This window comes from Rhodococcus sp. PvR099 (assembly GCF_017833315.1).
Lineage (GTDB): Bacteria > Actinomycetota > Actinomycetes > Mycobacteriales > Mycobacteriaceae > Rhodococcus_G > Rhodococcus_G oryzae.
On the sequence record NZ_JAFIBV010000001.1, the window covers coordinates 1197914 to 1213874 of the forward strand.

16 protein-coding genes are annotated in these 15961 nt (G+C 68.4%); 2 read left to right on the forward strand and 14 right to left on the reverse strand.

Annotated elements, in window-relative coordinates; all coding sequences use genetic code 11:
• From JOE46_RS05370 to JOE46_RS05420, 11 genes are all read right to left on the reverse strand, one after another.
• Positions 1–1380 (reverse strand): hypothetical protein, encoded by a 1380-nt coding sequence (locus JOE46_RS05370; RefSeq protein WP_209926488.1) that lies wholly within the window; start codon positions 1378–1380, stop codon positions 1–3.
• The gene (locus JOE46_RS05375; RefSeq protein WP_097213327.1) at positions 1377–2012 is read right to left on the reverse strand and encodes a DUF6084 family protein; all 636 of its coding nucleotides are present in this window, start codon (positions 2010–2012) and stop codon (positions 1377–1379) included. Before JOE46_RS05375 ends, JOE46_RS05370 begins: the two co-directional genes overlap by 4 nt.
• A complete protein-coding gene (locus JOE46_RS05380; RefSeq protein WP_097213328.1) occupies positions 2009–2677 on the reverse strand; it encodes a DUF5947 family protein in 669 nt (222 codons plus the stop codon). The genes JOE46_RS05375 and JOE46_RS05380 overlap by 4 nt, the downstream gene beginning before the upstream one ends.
• Positions 2674–3624 (reverse strand): NifU family protein, encoded by a 951-nt coding sequence (locus tag JOE46_RS05385; protein WP_373560281.1) that lies wholly within the window; start codon positions 3622–3624, stop codon positions 2674–2676. Before JOE46_RS05385 ends, JOE46_RS05380 begins: the two co-directional genes overlap by 4 nt.
• The gene (locus JOE46_RS05390) at positions 3621–5417 is read right to left on the reverse strand and encodes a nickel-dependent hydrogenase large subunit (protein ID WP_097213329.1); all 1797 of its coding nucleotides are present in this window, start codon (positions 5415–5417) and stop codon (positions 3621–3623) included. Before JOE46_RS05390 ends, JOE46_RS05385 begins: the two co-directional genes overlap by 4 nt.
• Positions 5418–5441: 24 nt before the next feature.
• Entirely contained in the window at positions 5442–6497 is a 1056-nt protein-coding gene (locus JOE46_RS05395) for a hydrogenase expression protein HypE (protein WP_097213330.1), read from the reverse strand.
• Positions 6497–7441 (reverse strand): hydrogenase nickel incorporation protein HypB, encoded by a 945-nt coding sequence (gene hypB / locus JOE46_RS05400; protein WP_097213331.1) that lies wholly within the window; start codon positions 7439–7441, stop codon positions 6497–6499. Before hypB ends, JOE46_RS05395 begins: the two co-directional genes overlap by 1 nt.
• Positions 7442–7444: 3 nt before the next feature.
• Positions 7445–7774, reverse strand: a complete 330-nt coding sequence (locus JOE46_RS05405; RefSeq protein ID WP_027501469.1) for a hydrogenase maturation nickel metallochaperone HypA — start codon at positions 7772–7774, stop codon at positions 7445–7447.
• Positions 7775–7840: 66 nt separating this feature from the next.
• Positions 7841–8983, reverse strand: coding sequence for a HoxN/HupN/NixA family nickel/cobalt transporter (locus JOE46_RS05410; protein WP_209926490.1), 1143 nt, complete (start codon positions 8981–8983; stop codon positions 7841–7843).
• 113 nt (positions 8984–9096) lie between these two features.
• On the reverse strand, positions 9097–10521 hold the full coding sequence (locus JOE46_RS05415) for an MFS transporter (RefSeq protein ID WP_257017681.1): 1425 nt from the start codon (positions 10519–10521) through the stop codon (positions 9097–9099).
• A gap of 160 nt (positions 10522–10681) precedes the next feature.
• On the reverse strand, positions 10682–11044 hold the full coding sequence (locus JOE46_RS05420; protein WP_097213333.1) for a nuclear transport factor 2 family protein: 363 nt from the start codon (positions 11042–11044) through the stop codon (positions 10682–10684).
• 133 nt (positions 11045–11177) lie between these two features.
• Here JOE46_RS05420 and JOE46_RS05425 point away from each other — a divergent pair, with 133 nt between their 5' ends.
• Complete coding sequence (locus JOE46_RS05425) at positions 11178–11966, forward strand: helix-turn-helix domain-containing protein (RefSeq protein ID WP_097213334.1); 789 nt, start codon at positions 11178–11180, stop codon at positions 11964–11966.
• On the opposite strand, the gene gdhA is transcribed toward JOE46_RS05425, so the two are convergent.
• A complete protein-coding gene (gene gdhA / locus JOE46_RS05430) occupies positions 11959–13308 on the reverse strand; it encodes an NADP-specific glutamate dehydrogenase (protein ID WP_373560282.1) in 1350 nt (449 codons plus the stop codon). The genes JOE46_RS05425 and gdhA overlap by 8 nt on opposite strands.
• Before the next feature lie 223 nt (positions 13309–13531).
• Between gdhA and JOE46_RS05435 the strand changes: the two genes are divergently transcribed.
• A complete protein-coding gene (locus tag JOE46_RS05435) occupies positions 13532–14941 on the forward strand; it encodes an NAD(P)/FAD-dependent oxidoreductase (protein ID WP_097213336.1) in 1410 nt (469 codons plus the stop codon).
• Here the strand turns inward: JOE46_RS05435 and JOE46_RS05440 are convergent, their stop codons facing one another.
• Complete coding sequence (locus tag JOE46_RS05440) at positions 14942–15292, reverse strand: helix-turn-helix transcriptional regulator (RefSeq protein WP_027501474.1); 351 nt, start codon at positions 15290–15292, stop codon at positions 14942–14944.
• On the reverse strand, positions 15289–15960 hold the full coding sequence (locus tag JOE46_RS05445) for an urease accessory protein UreD (protein WP_097213337.1): 672 nt from the start codon (positions 15958–15960) through the stop codon (positions 15289–15291). Before JOE46_RS05445 ends, JOE46_RS05440 begins: the two co-directional genes overlap by 4 nt.
• Position 15961 lies beyond the last annotated feature (1 nt).

Sequence of the window (15961 nt, forward strand, 5' to 3'; positions counted from 1 at the left end):
CTAGTTCTCCTCTCTGCCCGGTTCATCGCCACCGAGCGGTTCCAGCTCGTCCGGGGCGAAGTAGAGATAACGCCCGTACCAGTCGTGCAGGTCCGCGGCGGGATCGTCGTCGATGACCACGCCGACGTGGGTGTTGCCGTCGACATCGGCGTGCACCGACGCGACCCTTGCCGTCCTGCCGTCGGAGAAGAGGTCCTGCGCGTCGGCACGGCGAGACGGGTGCAGCCGCACCGCGCTGCCCTTGGCCACACGGACACCGTTCACCGACACCGCGTCCACATCCGGCCGCACACTCGCGTCGGCCTCGGGATCCCACCAGGGAACCCCCTCGGGCACTTCGGGTATCAGTCCCGGATCGAGCCGCGGGTCGCGGAAAGTGCCGTGCAGCCGCTGCATCGCCTCGGGCGTCATCGCATCGCAGCGGTCGACGATCTGCGCGGCCAGCGGATCGGTGGCGCGCGCCTGCGCCTTCTCCTCGTCGGTCATCGCCATCACCCTCAAAGTGAGGATCTCGTCGATCTCGGTGGAGTCGAAGAGCGCGCCGTCGCTCTGCGCGGCGACCTCCGGGTAGTCGTACAGGATGATCGGCGAGATCAACACCATGTCCGTCTCTCCGCGCGTGCCCGCCAGCACCGGGAAGCACCGGTGGTGGACGGCCCGGGCCACGGGGCCGGCCGCCGCATCCGGCGGTTCGAGCAGGGAGACGAACGACCCATCGCGGACGGTCACGATCGCGTGCGCACCGATCAACGACCTCGCGACGGCGAGATCCTTGTCGATCGTCTCCGGCCCGGTGTTTCGCACCTCGACCAACAGCCGGGTGAAGCCGTCGTCCTCCGCGGCGCCGAGAGTCACCGTTGCGGCGATCGGCAACCGGGACCGGACGATCCGTCCCGCGGTGGATCCGTCCGGCGCGAGCAGCTCCTCGGTGTCCGTGCCGCCCGCCACGTCGATCGGAAAGCCCCTGGCCACCGCGAGTTCCGACAACGCCACCGCCGGGAGTTCGATCTCCCGCTCGACGGCCTCGTCCCAACTGAGCCACGACCGCGCCCCCACCACCAGTTCGTCCACCGCGCGGTATCCGCCCGCGCCCGACGCCTCCTGCACGCTGCGGGCCTGCAGCTGCAGGAAGCGAAGCGTCACCGTGACCTGTGCCGCGCGTTCCCCCTCCGGCGCGCCGCGCGCCAGCACGCACTGCGCGGACAGCGACGGCTCCTCGCCGACGCCTGCCGACGATGCCCCTGGTGGACCGAGCACACCGAACTGCCAGCGCGACTGGTTCTTTCGCGAGCTCGCCCGGTACGGATAGAGCAGGTAGCCCTCGTAGAGCACCGCGTCGGCGACGGCGCGGACTCGGGTTCCGACATCGGTGGTGGTCACCGGGCCTGCTCCCGCGTCTGCGCGAGCAGTTCCGTGACGGCCTCGTCGAGGCCGACCAGGCCCCGCGTGGACTTGTATTCGGCCAGCGCCTCGAGGGTCTCCCGGCCGAGCCGCACCCAGCCGGTGTTCGGGAAGTGCATCCGGATCAGGTCCCGCCACACCGAGACCGGGAGGTCGTAGCGATCCTCACGATCCCACGGGATCTGCTGGACCCCGAACCCCCCTGCACCCTTGGTGAACACCGTGCCGCTGAACAGGAACACCAGCGGGACGGTCCCCTCCTCCAGGGCGTGCAGGTACTTCGACGCCGCCACCTCGAAGTCGTAGGTGCACGGCATCGGCAGGGTCGCCTCGCAGGTCTCGGCGAAACCCTGCACCAGCGCGGCGCACTGCAGCCACACGAATGAGTGTTGCGTCGATGACCACCGCTCCCGACCGCCGAAGAGGTCAACCAGCCCCGCGGCCTCGGCGTCGGTGTACCGCCGTCGGTGCGGCTCGATGCGCACCTGGCAGCGCAGCGCGATGGCGTGTACGGGCGCGGCGGCGCTCACCGCCACTCGAGCGGAGAGGATCGGGGCCGCCGCATAGGGCTCCGGGGCGACGTCGAGGACGGCGAACGACACCTCACTCACGGCGCCTCACCGCCGCCGAACTCCCGGCCGGCACCGCCGGCGTGAGACCGACCGGCCCGGGCCGCGATCCCCGCGAAGAAGTCGTCGATGTACCCGCGCGCCTCCTGGCCGCCGTCGAAGCCGCGCCACAGCGTGCGCAGCCGACCAACGAACTCGTAGCACGCGTCGATCGGCACCAGGAAGCACTCCGCCTCGCCGCGCCCCTCCTCCGGCATCCGGATCAACACCGCCTCGACGTCGTCGGCCGCCGTGTCCAGCTCCGGATTCGCCGCGCGCACGACGTTCCACGCGTCGAGCGGCAGTTCCGACTCGGTGGCCCCCGCGGGACCGGGATAGAACGCGACCATCCGGCCGAGGACCGAGTTCCGGAAGAAGAAGGCCAATCCCACCGGGATCTCGAGTTCGTCCCATCGGCCCTGGCCGAGCTCGAACCCGGGGAACGAGAGATAGCGATCCGGGACGGCGCGGTACCGCAGCTCGGCGCCCTGGTCGGTGAACAGCAGGTAGCAGCCGCGGCAGACGCACATCAACGCCCGCCCCTCCACGTTGACCACATGCTGATGGCGATCGCCGATCGCCTCCGCGCACATCTCACAGCGCTCGCCCGGCTGCGGAGCCGGGCGGGTCGCCGTGATGCGTTTGAGCACCGAGAAGGGAGTGCTCATCCGCTCACCCCCACCGGTACCGCGACCGAGCGCACGCCGTCCCGGACCAGCACCGGCAGCGGCTCGAGGTGCACGTCGCCGTCGTCGAGCCCGGCACCCGCGTGCACCACGTCGAAATGGGCGCGGCAGGTCGGACACCGCAGGACGGCGTCGCCCGCCGCGTGGCCGGCGCGACGCGCCAGGACGGCGCCCGCCAGCGAGTGCGTACACGACGGGCAGCGGTCTCGGTAGGCCAGCAGGTCGTCGCCGATGCGGCAGACCAGGATGGGCAGACCCCCGACCACGAACCCGCCCACCTCGCCGGGCGCGAGCTGCTCCAGTTCCGGCGCGGGGCACCACGTTCCGGCGGGACCCGGCGGGGCGTGCACGTGCGAGAACAGCGACTCGGCGGCGATCAGCCCTGGCTCGGAGCCGGGCTGAGCGGCGACCACCTCGATCGAGGCGATCTCCGGCGCCGCAGCGAGCACCGCGCCCTCCACGGCCAGTTCCAGCGTCACCGACGAGGACGGGCAGCTCCTGCAGCTGCCGGTCAACTCCAGGCGCACCACCCCGCCACCATCGGCGGGCCCGCCTTCACCCGGGAACTCGATGCCCATCAGCTCCACGTCCCCGCCGTGCGAGCCGAGATAGGGCCGCACGCTGTCGAGCGCCGCACACACCCGGGTCGGCACGTCGTGCGGGTGCAGACCGTGCACCAGCAGCAGGCTCGCCACCAGGTCGTCGTCGGCGAGCCACTCGGCCCCGTCCTCCACGTGCTCGCCGAGGATCCGCACGACCCGCGCCAATCCCTCGCCGTAGAGGTCGACCACCTCGCGCACCAGCTGTTCGGCGCGCTCGCGCGCCACGGTGCCGCCCGCCGAACTGGCCTCGAGAAGCGTCTCTATCCGATCACCCGCCGCGCGCCACCGTGCTTCCTCGTCCCCTGCCGCCTCGCCGTTCACCGTCACTCTCCGGTCGAGTACTGCGTCGGCGAGTGCAGCTTCTCCAGCGTCTTGCCATTGCCGAGGTACATGTGCACGCCGCAGGGCAGGCAGGGGTCAAAGCTGCGGACCGTCCGCATGATGTCGATCCCCTTGAAGTGATCCCGATCGTTCTCCTCGAAGATCGGCTGCCCCTGCACCGCATCCTCGTACGGCCCCGGTGTGCCGAGGCTGTCGCGGGGGCTGGCGTTCCACGGGGTCGGCGGATAGGGGTGGTAGTTCGCGATCTTCCCGTCCCGGATCACCATGTGGTGGGAGAGCACGCCGCGAACCGCCTCGGTGAACCCGCAGCCGATGCCCTCGTCGGGAACGTCGAACTTCTCCCAGGTCTTGGTGCGCCCGGCCCGGATCTCCTCGAGGGCCTTCTCCGCGAAGTGCAGCGCGCAGGCCGCCGCGTAGGCCTGGAAGTAGGTCCGGGCGCGGTTGCGTTCGATGGTGTTGCTGCCGTGCTCCGGGATCTTCCACTCGAGCGAAACCGGGCCCTTGAGCGCGGTTTTCGGGAGGTTGATCTGCACGCTGCGGCCGGTCGACTTCACGTACCCGATGTCGACGAGCCCTGCCAGCGCCGTCGACCACAGTCGGGCCAGCGGCCCTCCGCCGGTGTCCAGCGCGAGGTGGTCGGTGCCGTCGAACCACCTGGGCGACATCACCCAGCTGTACTTGTCCTCGAGGTCGCGTTTCTGCGGCTGCGGGTTGGTGTGCTGGTTCCACGGGTGCCGCCGGTCGACCGGATTGCCCAGCGGGTCCTGCTTGACGAAGGTCTCCTGGTCGGACCAGTCGTCGTAGTACGACGAGCCCAGCAGGATCCGGATGCCCAGGTTGATGTCGACGAGATCGGTGGTGACCAGCTTGCCGTCGACGACGACCCCGGGGGTGACGAACATCTTCCGGCCCCAGTTGGTCATGTCCTTGTACTCGAAGTTGCAGTGCTCGGGGTCCTGGAACGAGCCCCAGCAACCGAGCAGCGTCCGGCGCAGGCCCACCTTCTCGTACCCAGGAATCGCCTCGTAGAAGAAGTCGAACAGGTCGTCGTGCATGGGCACGACCTTCTTCATGAACTCCACGTACCGCATCAACCGGGTCATGTAGTCCGTCATCAGCTGGATGGTGGCCACCGTCCCGACCCCGCCCGGGTACAGGGTGGACGGGTGCACGTGCCGACCCTCCATGAGGCAGAACATCTCTCGGGTCGCCCGGCTGACCTGGAGCGCCTCGCGATAGAACTCGCCGGTGAACGGGTTGAGCGAACGCATGATGTCCGCGATCGTGCGGTAGCCGTGTTCGCCCGCCCGCGGCGCCTGGGTGTTCTCGGCCTTGGCGAGCACGCCTGGGTTGGTCTCCGACACCATCTTCTCGCAGTAGTCCACGCCGACCAGGTTCTCCTGAAAGATGTTGTGATCGAACATGTACTCGGCGGCCTCACCGAGATTGACGATCCATTCCCCGAGGTGCGGCGGCTTCACCCCATAGGCCATGTTCTGCGTGTAGCAGGAACACGTCGCGTGGTTGTCGCCGCAGATGCCGCAGATGCGGCTCGTGATGAAGTGCGCGTCGCGGGGATCCTTGCCCTTCATGAACAACGAGTAGCCGCGGAAGATGGACGAGGTGCTGTGGCATTCCACCACCTCTCGGTTGTCGAAATCGATCTTGGTGTAGATGCCGAGACTGCCCACGATGCGGGTGATCGGATCCCAGGCCATCTCCACGAGGCCGCCGGGGTCCGTCTGCTTGTGCGACGGCTCGGGGATGATCTGTGTCATCGAATTGCCTCTCGACAGGTCGAGCTACCAGGTACGTACTGCTCCCGTTTCGAGCGTGGAACCCGGATTGCGCCAACGCGGTTCCTTCTCCACCGTTCGTGCGGTCACGTGACGCAGGCGCCGGATGACGGAGCCGTAGAGCCCCGACGCCGTGCTCGAGACCAGGCCGCCGGGCGGTTCGTCCATGAACGGCATGAACTTGTCGGGGAAGCCGGGCATGGTGCACCCGATGCAGATGCCGCCGACGTTCGGGCATCCGCCGAGGCCGTTCATCCAGCCGCGCTTGGGGACGTTGCACTTGACCACCGGACCCCAGCAGCCCAGCTTCACCAGGCAGGTCGGCGACCCGTATTCGGTGGCGAACTCACCCTGCTCGTAATAGCCACCGCGGTCGCAACCCTCGTGCACCGTGGCACCGAACAGCCACTGCGGGCGCAACGCCTCGTCGAGCGGGATCATCGGCGCCTGATCGGTCGCCATGTACAGCAGATACGTCAGCGTCTCGGACAGGTTGTCCGGCTGGATCGGGCAACCGGGCACGCAGACGATCGGGATCCCGGCCTTGGACTTCCATTCCCAGCCGAGGTAGTCGGGCACGCCCATCGCGCCGGTGGGATTTCCCGCCATCGCGTGGATTCCGCCGTACGTCGCGCAGGTTCCGGCCGCCACGATCGCGGTCGCCTTCGGCGCGAGACGATCGAGCCACTCGCTCGTCGTCACGGGTTGTCCGGTGGCCGGGTCACTCCCGAAGCCGCACCAGTACCCCTCGTCGTGCAGCTTCTCGTTGGGGATCGATCCCTCGACCACCAGCACGAACGGTTCGAGTTCGCCGCGATCGGCCTTCCAGAACCACTCGAGGAAGTCGTCGGCACCGCCGGCCGACCCGCACTCGAAATCGATCAGGGGCCAGTGGACGGCGATCTTTGGCAGGCCCGGAAGGGCACCGAGGGCGATCTCCTCGATGCTGGGCTGGGTGGCAGCAGTCAGTGCCACCGAATCACCATCACAACTGAGACCCGCGTTGATCCACAGCACGTGGATCAACGTTTCTTCGGCTTTGACTGCCGCCTCCGTTGGCATCAGTGCCGCTCTCCGGGGCAGGGCTGTGCCCCTACGTCATCGGAGTCGACCCTCGGCCCACTTGTATGACGCTCATCACGGTCTACACCCGCCGGAAGAACCTTGTCAATGGTCGCAGGATCGTCACGGCGCCCCGACTGCGCGTCAATCCATGTGTACCAATCGATTACGCCCTCACCCGACACCGCCGATACCGGCACGATCTGAACGTCCGGGTTCACCGACCGCGCGTGTCGCGAGCACGCCTCGAGATCGAAGTCGACATACGGCAAGAGATCGGTCTTGTTGATGATCACCAACCCGGCGGCCGCGAACATGTGCGGGTACTTGAGCGGCTTGTCCGACCCCTCGGTCACCGAGATCACGACCACCTTGCTGCGCTCGCCGAGATCGAACAGGGCCGGGCAGACGAGGTTGCCGACGTTCTCCACGAACAGCAACGACCCGCTGGGCGGGTCGAGCGTGTCGAGGGCGCGCCGCATCATCTCGGCGTCGAGGTGACAGCCGGCGCCGGTGTTGACCTGCACCACCGAACATCCCGTGGCCTTGATCCGTTCGGCGTCGAGCAACGTCTCCTGATCGCCCTCGATGACAGAGATCGGGCGCGCGCCGCCGAGTTCACGGATCGTTCGCTCGAGCAACGTGGTCTTGCCCGCGCCCGGCGAGCTCGTCATGTTGAAGGCGAGGATGTCGCGGGCGGCCAACCATTCCCGGATCTCCTGTGCGAGCAGGTCGTTCTTCGCGAGCACCTTCTGCTCGAGCGAGATCGTCTCGGTCGGCGGCAGGTGTTCGTGCGGATGATCGTCGTGGTCGTGCTGGTGCGCGTGATCGTGTGAGTGGGCAGGGTCGTGTGGATGAGCGTGATCGTGATCGTGATCGGCATGGTCGTGGGGCACCGTGATCACCGCACCCGCGTGGTCGCCGCATCCGCATGTTGCACACATAGCTCAGCTCACTTCCATCGACATGATCCGTAGTTCGCGGCCCGAGAGGATCTCCACGTCCGCGCTACCGCAGCGGCACAGCACCACCAGATCGGTCAGCTCGAAATCCGCCCCGCAGCCGCGACAGTGCGCCCTGCCCGGCGGCTGATCGATCTCCAGGCTGGCACCCTCCATCACGGTGCCCTCGGTCGCCAGCTCGAAACAGAACTGCATCGAATCGGGAACCACGGCGCAGAGCGTGCCCACCTCGATCGTGACCCGCCGCACCCGCCTGCCCGCCGCACGCTCGCACACCGCGTCGACGACGCTCTGGGTGATCGACATCTCGTGCATCACGGCCTCGCTCCGGCCTCGGTGGAATTCACCCTAGGACGCGACCACCACGGGCACAACGGTTCGTCACTCGGGTGACGCCGCCTTCTCGGGTGACGGCGACGTCGCCAGACCGGACTCCCAGCGCGCCTGCACGCCGCCGTACTGCCACACCAGCACGGCGGTCAGCCAGGTGCCGATGAACAGCCCGACGATGATGAACCCCATCGCCCCGAGATCGAGCGCGCCGATCCACCCGAGCAGCCCATCGGTGACGTCGAACTTCGCGGTCAGGAGCGAGATGATCTCCTGCGCACCGATGAGCATCGCGACCACCACCGACAGCCCCGTGACCACGAGGTTGTAGTAGATCTTGCGGAGCGGCCGGGCGAGCGCCCAGCCGTAGGCGAAGTTCATGAACGAGCCGTCGATCGAATCGAACAACGACATGCCCGCGCAGAACAGGATCGGCAACACCAGGATCGAGTACCAGGGCAGCCCGGTCGCGGCCGCGCCACCCGCGATGACGAGCAGCCCCACCTCGGTGACCGTGTCGAAGCCCATCCCGAAGAGCAGCCCGACCGGATACATGTGCCACGGCGCGCGGACCGCGGCGACCACCGGCTTCAGCACCCGGTTGAGGGCTCCCCGATTGTCGAGTTCCCGCTCCAGCCGCGCCTCGTCGTAGGCGCCCCTCTTCATCTCGCGGAACACCCGGTGGATCGCGATGAACGACATCAGGTTGAACAGGCCGATGAGCAGCAGAAAGGTCCCCGAGACCAGGGTGCCGAACACTCCCGTCCATCGCGTGAGATCGGAGTTGTCGTCGGACAGGCTCGCGGCGAGCTCACGCACCCCGAATGCCAGCAGCGCCACGAGCACGAACACGATCGTGGAATGCCCGAGGGAGAACCAGAATCCGACCGACATCGGCTTCTTGTTCTCCGCGACGAGCTTCCTCGTGGTGTTGTCGATGGCCGCGATGTGGTCGGCGTCGAAGGCGTGCCGCATGCCGAGCGTGTACGCCGTGACGCCGAGCCCGACGCCGAAAGCGGACCCGTGGACCGTGTAGTGCCCGGGAACGACGACGACGAACAGCACACCCCAGCCGATGACGTTGAGGGCGAGCACCGTGACCGCCATGCCGAGGAGGCTGCGTCGCTCACCGCGGTCGAGGTCTCGCCATGCGCGGATCAGCCCGGTGCGGGTGATGCGGGATGTCACGGTCATGACGTTCCTCGATGGGCGCGAGAACCGAGCCGATGCCGTCACTCAGCCTATACCTGCACAGTTGTTCACTTGAAGCCCTGGACCGCCGGTATTTGGCCGTGTCCACCGCCAGGTCAGCGAAACCCAATTGGCTGATTTGTGCCAGGTTCTCGGGCCGCGGGACGGCGGGCGAGCGTGACGCACGTGATCGCCGTGACTGCCATTGCTGCGATCCCGATCCATGCCGCGGTCGTGTAGGCGTCGTCGGTCGGGAAGAGATGCCCGCTCGGAGTGCCGGCGGCCAACACCAGGCCACCGATTGCACTTCCGAGCGAGAAGCCGACGCTGCGCACGACCTGGTTGAAGCTCATGGCGCTCGTCGTCTCATCCGTCGGGGTGACGGCCAGGATGACGGAGGGCATCGCCGCCGAGAATCCGCCGACGCCGAAGCCGAGTACCGCCATCGATGCCAGCAACTCGGCGAGGTTCGAGCGGGCGGCAACAAACAGGGCAAAAGCAAACAGCACGATGATGGCGCTACCGGCCAGAAGTGGCGGCGCGCCGATTCGCTCGCGCAGGCGAGGCGTGAGCTTGCCTGCGACGAATCCCAGCAGCGAGAACGGAACCAGCACGAGCCCGGCAACGAAGGTGGTGAGCCCGAAGCCGTAACCGGCGCTCTCGGGTGTCTGGGCGTAGCGCGTGATGAGGGTCAGCAGCAGGTACATGCCAACGCCGCCGACGAGCATCGCGGCGTTCGCTCCGGCGACGGCCGGGTGTCGCATCAGCCGGATATCGACAAGCGGCGCCGAGCTACGGCGTTCGTAGGCCGCCCAGATGCCGAGCAGGAGTGCGGCAATCGCCGCCAGAGCCACCGCCAGGCCGAGGTGTCGGATCCACAGGCCCGTCTCGCTCGCCAGGAGAAGAACGAGGAACAGGCCGCCTGCCAGGAGTAGCGCGCCAGGTATGTCGACCCGAGCCGAGCGCCCCTCGGGTGGTACGGGCATGCTGCGCAGGGCCGCCAGGAACGCGACGGCGGTGACGAACACCCCGAGTCCGTATGCGACGCGTACACCGCCGAGTTCGGTGAGCAACCCTGCCAGCGGGTAGCCGATGCCGACACCGACGGTGGAGGCGACCGACACCAGGGCGATCGTGGCGGCCGCGCGACCTTCGGGAAGATGATCACGGGCGACGCCCATCATCAGCGCGGTCAACCCCAAGCCGACGCCCTGAGCCGCCCGGCCGACGAGCAGCCAGGCGAAGGGCAGTGGAAGCACCGTGAGCACGCTTCCCGCCACCACGACCCCGAGGGTGGCGAGGATGGTGCCGCGGCGATGAGGACCGGCCCCCAAGCGGCCGAGAACAGGCGTGGCGATGGCACCGGTCAGCAGGGTGATGGTGAGAGTCCACTGCGCGCTGGCCAGTGACACATCGAATGTGGTCGCCACGCTGGTGATCAGCGGCGCCCCGAGGCTGCCGACCGCCGCGACGACCAGGGCGATGAACACCAGCAACGGGACCAGCATCCGCGGTTCGGGCCGCCTCGACGATGGCTTCACACGCCGCAGACTACTGATCATCGACTTGACACATCCAGTGGAAGACCTGCTTGTGGCGAGCTCCACAGGCCCCGAAGCGGTCCTCCCCGGACCGGACGACCCGCCACGTATCCGCCTCCTACGAGGCAGTCGCTGTGGCCGTCCGGCCAGGAGGCACGCCTCAGGCGGAGGGCACCTTGTCGAGGAAGCCGAGCACGTGGATCAGCCGGCCGTCGGCGTCGCGCTCGATCACGTCGAACCCCTCGATCAGGTCCTCCGCACCCGCGGGCCCGAGCTGCCAGCCGAACCTCGCCTGGTCGTGGTGACCGTCGACCGGGCCGTTGAGCCGGAAGCTCATCCCGGCGAACTGCTGCTGCACGGCGCCGACGGTGGCGTCGATCTCGGCCCGGCCGGTGGCCGCGGCCATCGGGTCCACGTACCGGCCGTCGGCCGCCCACAGCGCGTCGATCGCGGCGCGACGCCGGTCCGCATCGGTCTCGTTCCACACCGCGATGTACTGGGCCGCAAGGTTTTCGAAGGTCATGTCGTCACTCCTGTCGGATGTCGCGGTGGCCGCCTCGGCCCCCGTCGGAACACAACTCTGACCGTCGCGGTGCGCCGCGTCGATTACCTCCGAGGTAATGGCGGCGCTTCCCGGCCCGCCCTAGGGTTGCCTCATGACCACCCTCATCGAGGCCCAGCAGCCGGTCGGCACGTTGCTCCGGCGGTGGCGTGAGCGACGCAGGCTCAGTCAACTGGACCTCGCGTCCCGGGCCGAGGTCTCGGCCCGGCACGTGAGCTTCCTCGAGACCGGCAGGTCCAAGCCGACCAAGGCGATGCTGCTCAAGCTCAGCGAACAGCTCGAGATCCCTCTGCGGGAGCGGAACTCGCTGCTGCTGGCAGGCGGCTATGCCCCGGCCTACCCGGAGCACCAGCTCTCCGACGTGCCGATGGCCGCGGTGGCCGACGCGATCGCGGCGATCCTCGGTGCGCACCTGCCCGCCCCTGCCGTGGTCGTCGACCGGCACTGGAACATGATCGACGGCAACGCGGCGGTCGCGATGTTCACCGAGGGATGCGCGCTCCACCTGCTCGAACCGCCCGTCAACGTGCTGCGGTTGAGCCTGCATCCGGAGGGCATGGCACCGCGGATCGTCAATCTCGGTCAGTGGCGCAGTCACCTGCTGCACCGGCTCGACCACCAGATCGCCACCACCGGGGATCCGTTCCTCGCCGCGTTGGCCGACGAACTGTCGGCCTACCCCGGCGAGGCGCCGACGGACCACGACCCGGATGCCCTGGTGGTGCCGCTCCGATTCGCCACGCCGGGAGGCGAACTGGCGTTTCTCAGCACCACCACGGTGTTCGGCACGCCGATGGACGTCACGGTCGCCGAGCTGGCGATCGAGACCTTCTACCCAGCCGACGCGCCGACAGCCGCGGCGCTCGCCGAGGGCGTCAGATGACGCCCATCGCGAGCATCGCATCCGCCACCTTGACGAAGCCGCCGATGTTCGCACCGAGGACGTAGTCGCCCGGCTTGCCGTACTCCTCCGCGGTCGCGACACAGCGGCAGTGGATGTCCGACATGATCTTCGAGAGCCGCTCGTCGGTGTAGTCGAAGTGCCAGGAGTCGCGCGAGGCGTTCTGCTGCATCTCCAGCGCCGAGGTCGCCACGCCGCCCGCGTTCGCGGCCTTGCCGGGGGCGAACGCGACGCCCGCCGAGCGCAGCACGCGCAACGCCTCGGGGGTGGTCGGCATGTTGGCACCCTCCGCGACCACGCGGACCCCGTTCTCGACCAGGGTCAGTGCGCCCTTCTCGTCGAGCTCGTTCTGGGTGGCGGACGGGATCGCGACCTCGCAGGGCACGTCCCAGATCGAGCCGCCCGCAACATACTTGGCGGACGGAACGGTGTCGACGTAATCGCAGATCCGGCCGCGCCGGACCTCCTTGATCTCCTTGAGCAGCTCCAGGTCGATGCCGCGCTCGTCCACGATGTAGCCGGCCGAATCCGAGCAGGCCACCACAGTGCCACCGAGCTGGTGCACCTTCTCGATCGCGTAGATCGCCACGTTGCCGGAACCGGAGACCACGACCCGCTTGCCGTCCATGCTGGTGCCGGCCGTCTTGAGCATCTCGGCGACGAAGTAGGCGGCGCCGTAGCCGGTCGCCTCCTTGCGCACCTGGGAGCCACCCCAGGTCAGGCCCTTGCCGGTGAGCACGCCCGACTCGTAGGAGTTCGTCAGCCGCTTGTACTGGCCGAACAGGTAGCCGATCTCGCGGCCACCGACGCCGATGTCGCCCGCGGGCACGTCGGTGTACTCACCGATGTGCCGGTGCAGCTCGGTCATGAACGACTGGCAGAACCGCATGATCTCCGCGTCGGAGCGGCCCTTGGGGTCGAAGTCGGAGCCACCCTTGCCGCCGCCGATGGGCAGTCCGGTCAGCGCGTTCTTGAAGATCTGCTCGAAGCCGAGGAACTTCACGATGCCCAGGTTGACGCTCGGGTGGAAGCGCAGGCCGCCCTTGTAGGGGCCGAGCACGCTGTTGTACTGCACCCGGAATCCGCGGTTTACGTGCACGTTGCCGTTGTCGTCGGTCCACGGCACCCGGAAGATGATCTGGCGCTCCGGCTCGCAGAGCCGCTCGATCAGCGCGCCGTCGGCGTAGTTCGGGTGCCGCTCCAGCACCACCGTGAGCGATTCGAAAACCTCGGCGACGGCCTGGTGGAACTCCGGCTCACCGGCGTTGCGACGGACAACTTCCTCGAAGTACTTGTCGACGCGCTCACGGACATGCCCACTCACAGCGGCCGCCCTCCTCATTGCTCTGCAGGGATGGAAAGTAAAGACAATCACAAGACTTCCTCACGGCAACATGCGGGTATCCGTGATGCCCGTCGTCGCGGTGACCGATCCCACACCCTGCCGCGGGCGCGACACGGGTGGGCGCGGCCCTGACTTGCCGGGACGGGAGGTGAGCCTGGGACTACCGTGAGATTCGTCATTCCAGATCTGCGGAGGAGCGTCAATGAGCATCCAGACGGTGGAGTCGCGCCGCCATCGCGTCGTGGTCATCGGTTCCGGTTTCGGCGGACTGTTCGGTGCGCAGGCACTCAAACGCGCCGACGTCGACGTCACCCTCATCGCTCGCACCACCCACCACCTGTTCCAGCCGCTGCTCTACCAGGTGGCGACCGGCATCCTCTCGGTAGGCGACATCGCCCCCGCGACCCGCCTGGTCCTGCGCAAGCAGAAGAACACCCAGGTGCTGCTCGGCGACGTACTCGAGGTCGACCTCGAGGCCAAGACGGTCACGTCGCGGCTGCTCGAGCGAGAGACGGTCACCGAGTTCGACAGCCTGATCGTCGCCGCGGGCGCCGGTCAGTCCTACTTCGGCAACGACCAGTTCGCCGAGTTCGCGCCCGGCATGAAGACCATCGACGACGCCCTCGAACTGCGCGGCCGCATCCTCGGCGCCTTCGAGCAGGCCGAGCTCTCCCACGACCCGGAGGAGCGCGCCCGGCTGCTCACCTTCGTCGTGGTCGGCGCGGGCCCCACCGGCGTCGAACTGGCAGGCCAGATCGCGGAATTGGCCCATCGCACCCTCACCGGCGCCTTCAGGAACATCGACTCCCGCGAGTCCCGGGTGATCCTCCTCGACGGCGCCCCGGCGGTGCTCCCTGTCTACGGCGGCAAGCTCAGCGAGAAGGCGGCCGGCCGGCTCGAGAAGCTGGGCGTCGAGATCCAGCTCAACGCGATGGTCACCGACGTCGACGTGGACGGCCTGGTCGTCAAGGAGAAGGACGGCACCGAGCGCCGCATCGACTCGCAGTGCAAGGTGTGGTCCGCGGGCGTGCAGGCCAGCCCGCTCGGCAAGCAGCTCGCGGCGCAGTCTGGCGCCGAGATCGACCGCGCGGGCCGCGTGCACGTCAACCCCGACCTGTCGCTGCCCGGGTACCCCAACGTCTACGTCATCGGCGACATGATGTCGCTCGACAACCTGCCCGGACTGGCGCAGGTCGCGATGCAGGGCGGCAAGTACGCCGCCAAGCAGATCAAGGCGACCGTCGCGGGTGAGTCCCCCGAGACGCGGCACCCCTTCAAGTACTTCGACAAGGGCTCGATGGCGACCATCTCCCGTTTCAGCGCGGTCGCGAAGGTCGGCAAGCTGGAGATCAGCGGATTCATCGGCTGGGTGGCGTGGCTGGTGATCCACCTGATGTACCTGGTCGGCTTCCGCAGCAAGTTCTCCACGATCCTGTCCTGGACCGTCAGCTTCCTCGGCCGCGGACGCGCGCAGATGGCATCGACGGAACAGCAGGTGTTCGCGCGCAACGCGATCGACCTGTTGCAGGACTACGAACGAGCCAAGGACGCCGGTCTCATCGGCGATCCGCTGGCGGTCTCGACCGGCGAGGAGCGGGAGAAGGCCGGCTAGCTAGCCGTTGTGTGCGTGGGTGGCGCCGAGGTCGTGCAGCATCCGGTGCACGACCTCGTCGTCGAGCGAGTAGCTCATCTTCTTGCCGTCCCGCCGCACCGCGACCCAGCCCTGGTTGCGCAGCAGCCGAAGCGCGTGCGAGACGGCCGTGGTGCTCATGTCCAGCGCCGCCGCGAGATCCGAGACGTAGATGCCGGGGGCCCGGTGCAGACCGAGCAGGATCCGGAGCCGGGTGGGGTCGCCGAGCAGTTCGAACCGGCGCACCCATTCCGGTAGGTCCGGCACCGCCTCGACGGCGGCGCGGGCCTGCGCGACCTGTTCCGGGTCGAACGCGGGCGGGGTACCGGTCATGAGTTCACCGTAGTCAACGCGCGGCCCAGCCGGGTCCCGAGGCTGCCGCCCGCCGCAAGGGGCATCCGCACCCACGACCCACCCGCGGGGTACCTCTCGACCACCGCGGACCGCTCGTCGGGGAACACCAGCTCGCTCTGGACCGCCATCGGCGCGTCCAGCAGGTCGTGCCCCACCGTCCCCGCGCCCAGCTCCAGCCGATGTCGCAGCAACGGCATCCCGTCCAGGTCCGCGTGCAGCGCGCCCGACCATCGCCCGCCGCGCTCCCCGGTGCGCCCGATCTGAGCCCGCTCGCGCACCGTCACCCGCGACGAGGACGTCAGCTCGAGCCGGGTGTGGGTCCGGTGGTCCGCGTCCGCCGCGACGACCATGGGCTCGGGGTCGAGCAGCAACTCCGCGTCCCGGTCCACCCGGATGTCCCAGCGCGCGGTCGAGACCAGTTCCTCGGCCCCTGGCAACGCGAGCGCCGCCGCGACGGTGCGCACCGTCAGGCTCGCGCCAGGCCCGACGCGCAGCGCGATCTCGAGGTGGTCGCCGCCGAGCGGCGTCGCCGCCGCGGAGATGAGGTGCACGGTGTCGGGCCCGGTGATCCGGGCGGCCAGTCCCCCGCTCGCCCGGATCCGCGGGGAACGGCCCCGCTCGGCGACGATGGTCAGCGCGGTGTGCACC

Bases quoted from the DNA above. Each gene is read 5' to 3' on its own strand.
- JOE46_RS05405 (WP_027501469.1), bottom strand. From the start codon at position 7,774: ATGCACGAGATGTCGATCACCCAGAGCGTCGTCGACGCGGTGTGCGAG.
- JOE46_RS05435 (WP_097213336.1), top strand. From the start codon at position 13,532: ATGAGCATCCAGACGGTGGAGTCGCGCCGCCATCGCGTCGTGGTCATC.
- JOE46_RS05395 (WP_097213330.1), bottom strand. From the start codon at position 6,497: ATGCCAACGGAGGCGGCAGTCAAAGCCGAAGAAACGTTGATCCACGTG.
- JOE46_RS05420 (WP_097213333.1), bottom strand. From the start codon at position 11,044: ATGACCTTCGAAAACCTTGCGGCCCAGTACATCGCGGTGTGGAACGAG.
- hypB (WP_097213331.1), bottom strand. From the start codon at position 7,441: ATGTGTGCAACATGCGGATGCGGCGACCACGCGGGTGCGGTGATCACG.
- JOE46_RS05440 (WP_027501474.1), bottom strand. From the start codon at position 15,292: ATGACCGGTACCCCGCCCGCGTTCGACCCGGAACAGGTCGCGCAGGCC.
- JOE46_RS05390 (WP_097213329.1), bottom strand. From the start codon at position 5,417: ATGACACAGATCATCCCCGAGCCGTCGCACAAGCAGACGGACCCCGGC.
- JOE46_RS05380 (WP_097213328.1), bottom strand. From the start codon at position 2,677: ATGAGCACTCCCTTCTCGGTGCTCAAACGCATCACGGCGACCCGCCCG.
- JOE46_RS05425 (WP_097213334.1), top strand. From the start codon at position 11,178: ATGACCACCCTCATCGAGGCCCAGCAGCCGGTCGGCACGTTGCTCCGG.
- JOE46_RS05410 (WP_209926490.1), bottom strand. From the start codon at position 8,983: ATGACCGTGACATCCCGCATCACCCGCACCGGGCTGATCCGCGCATGG.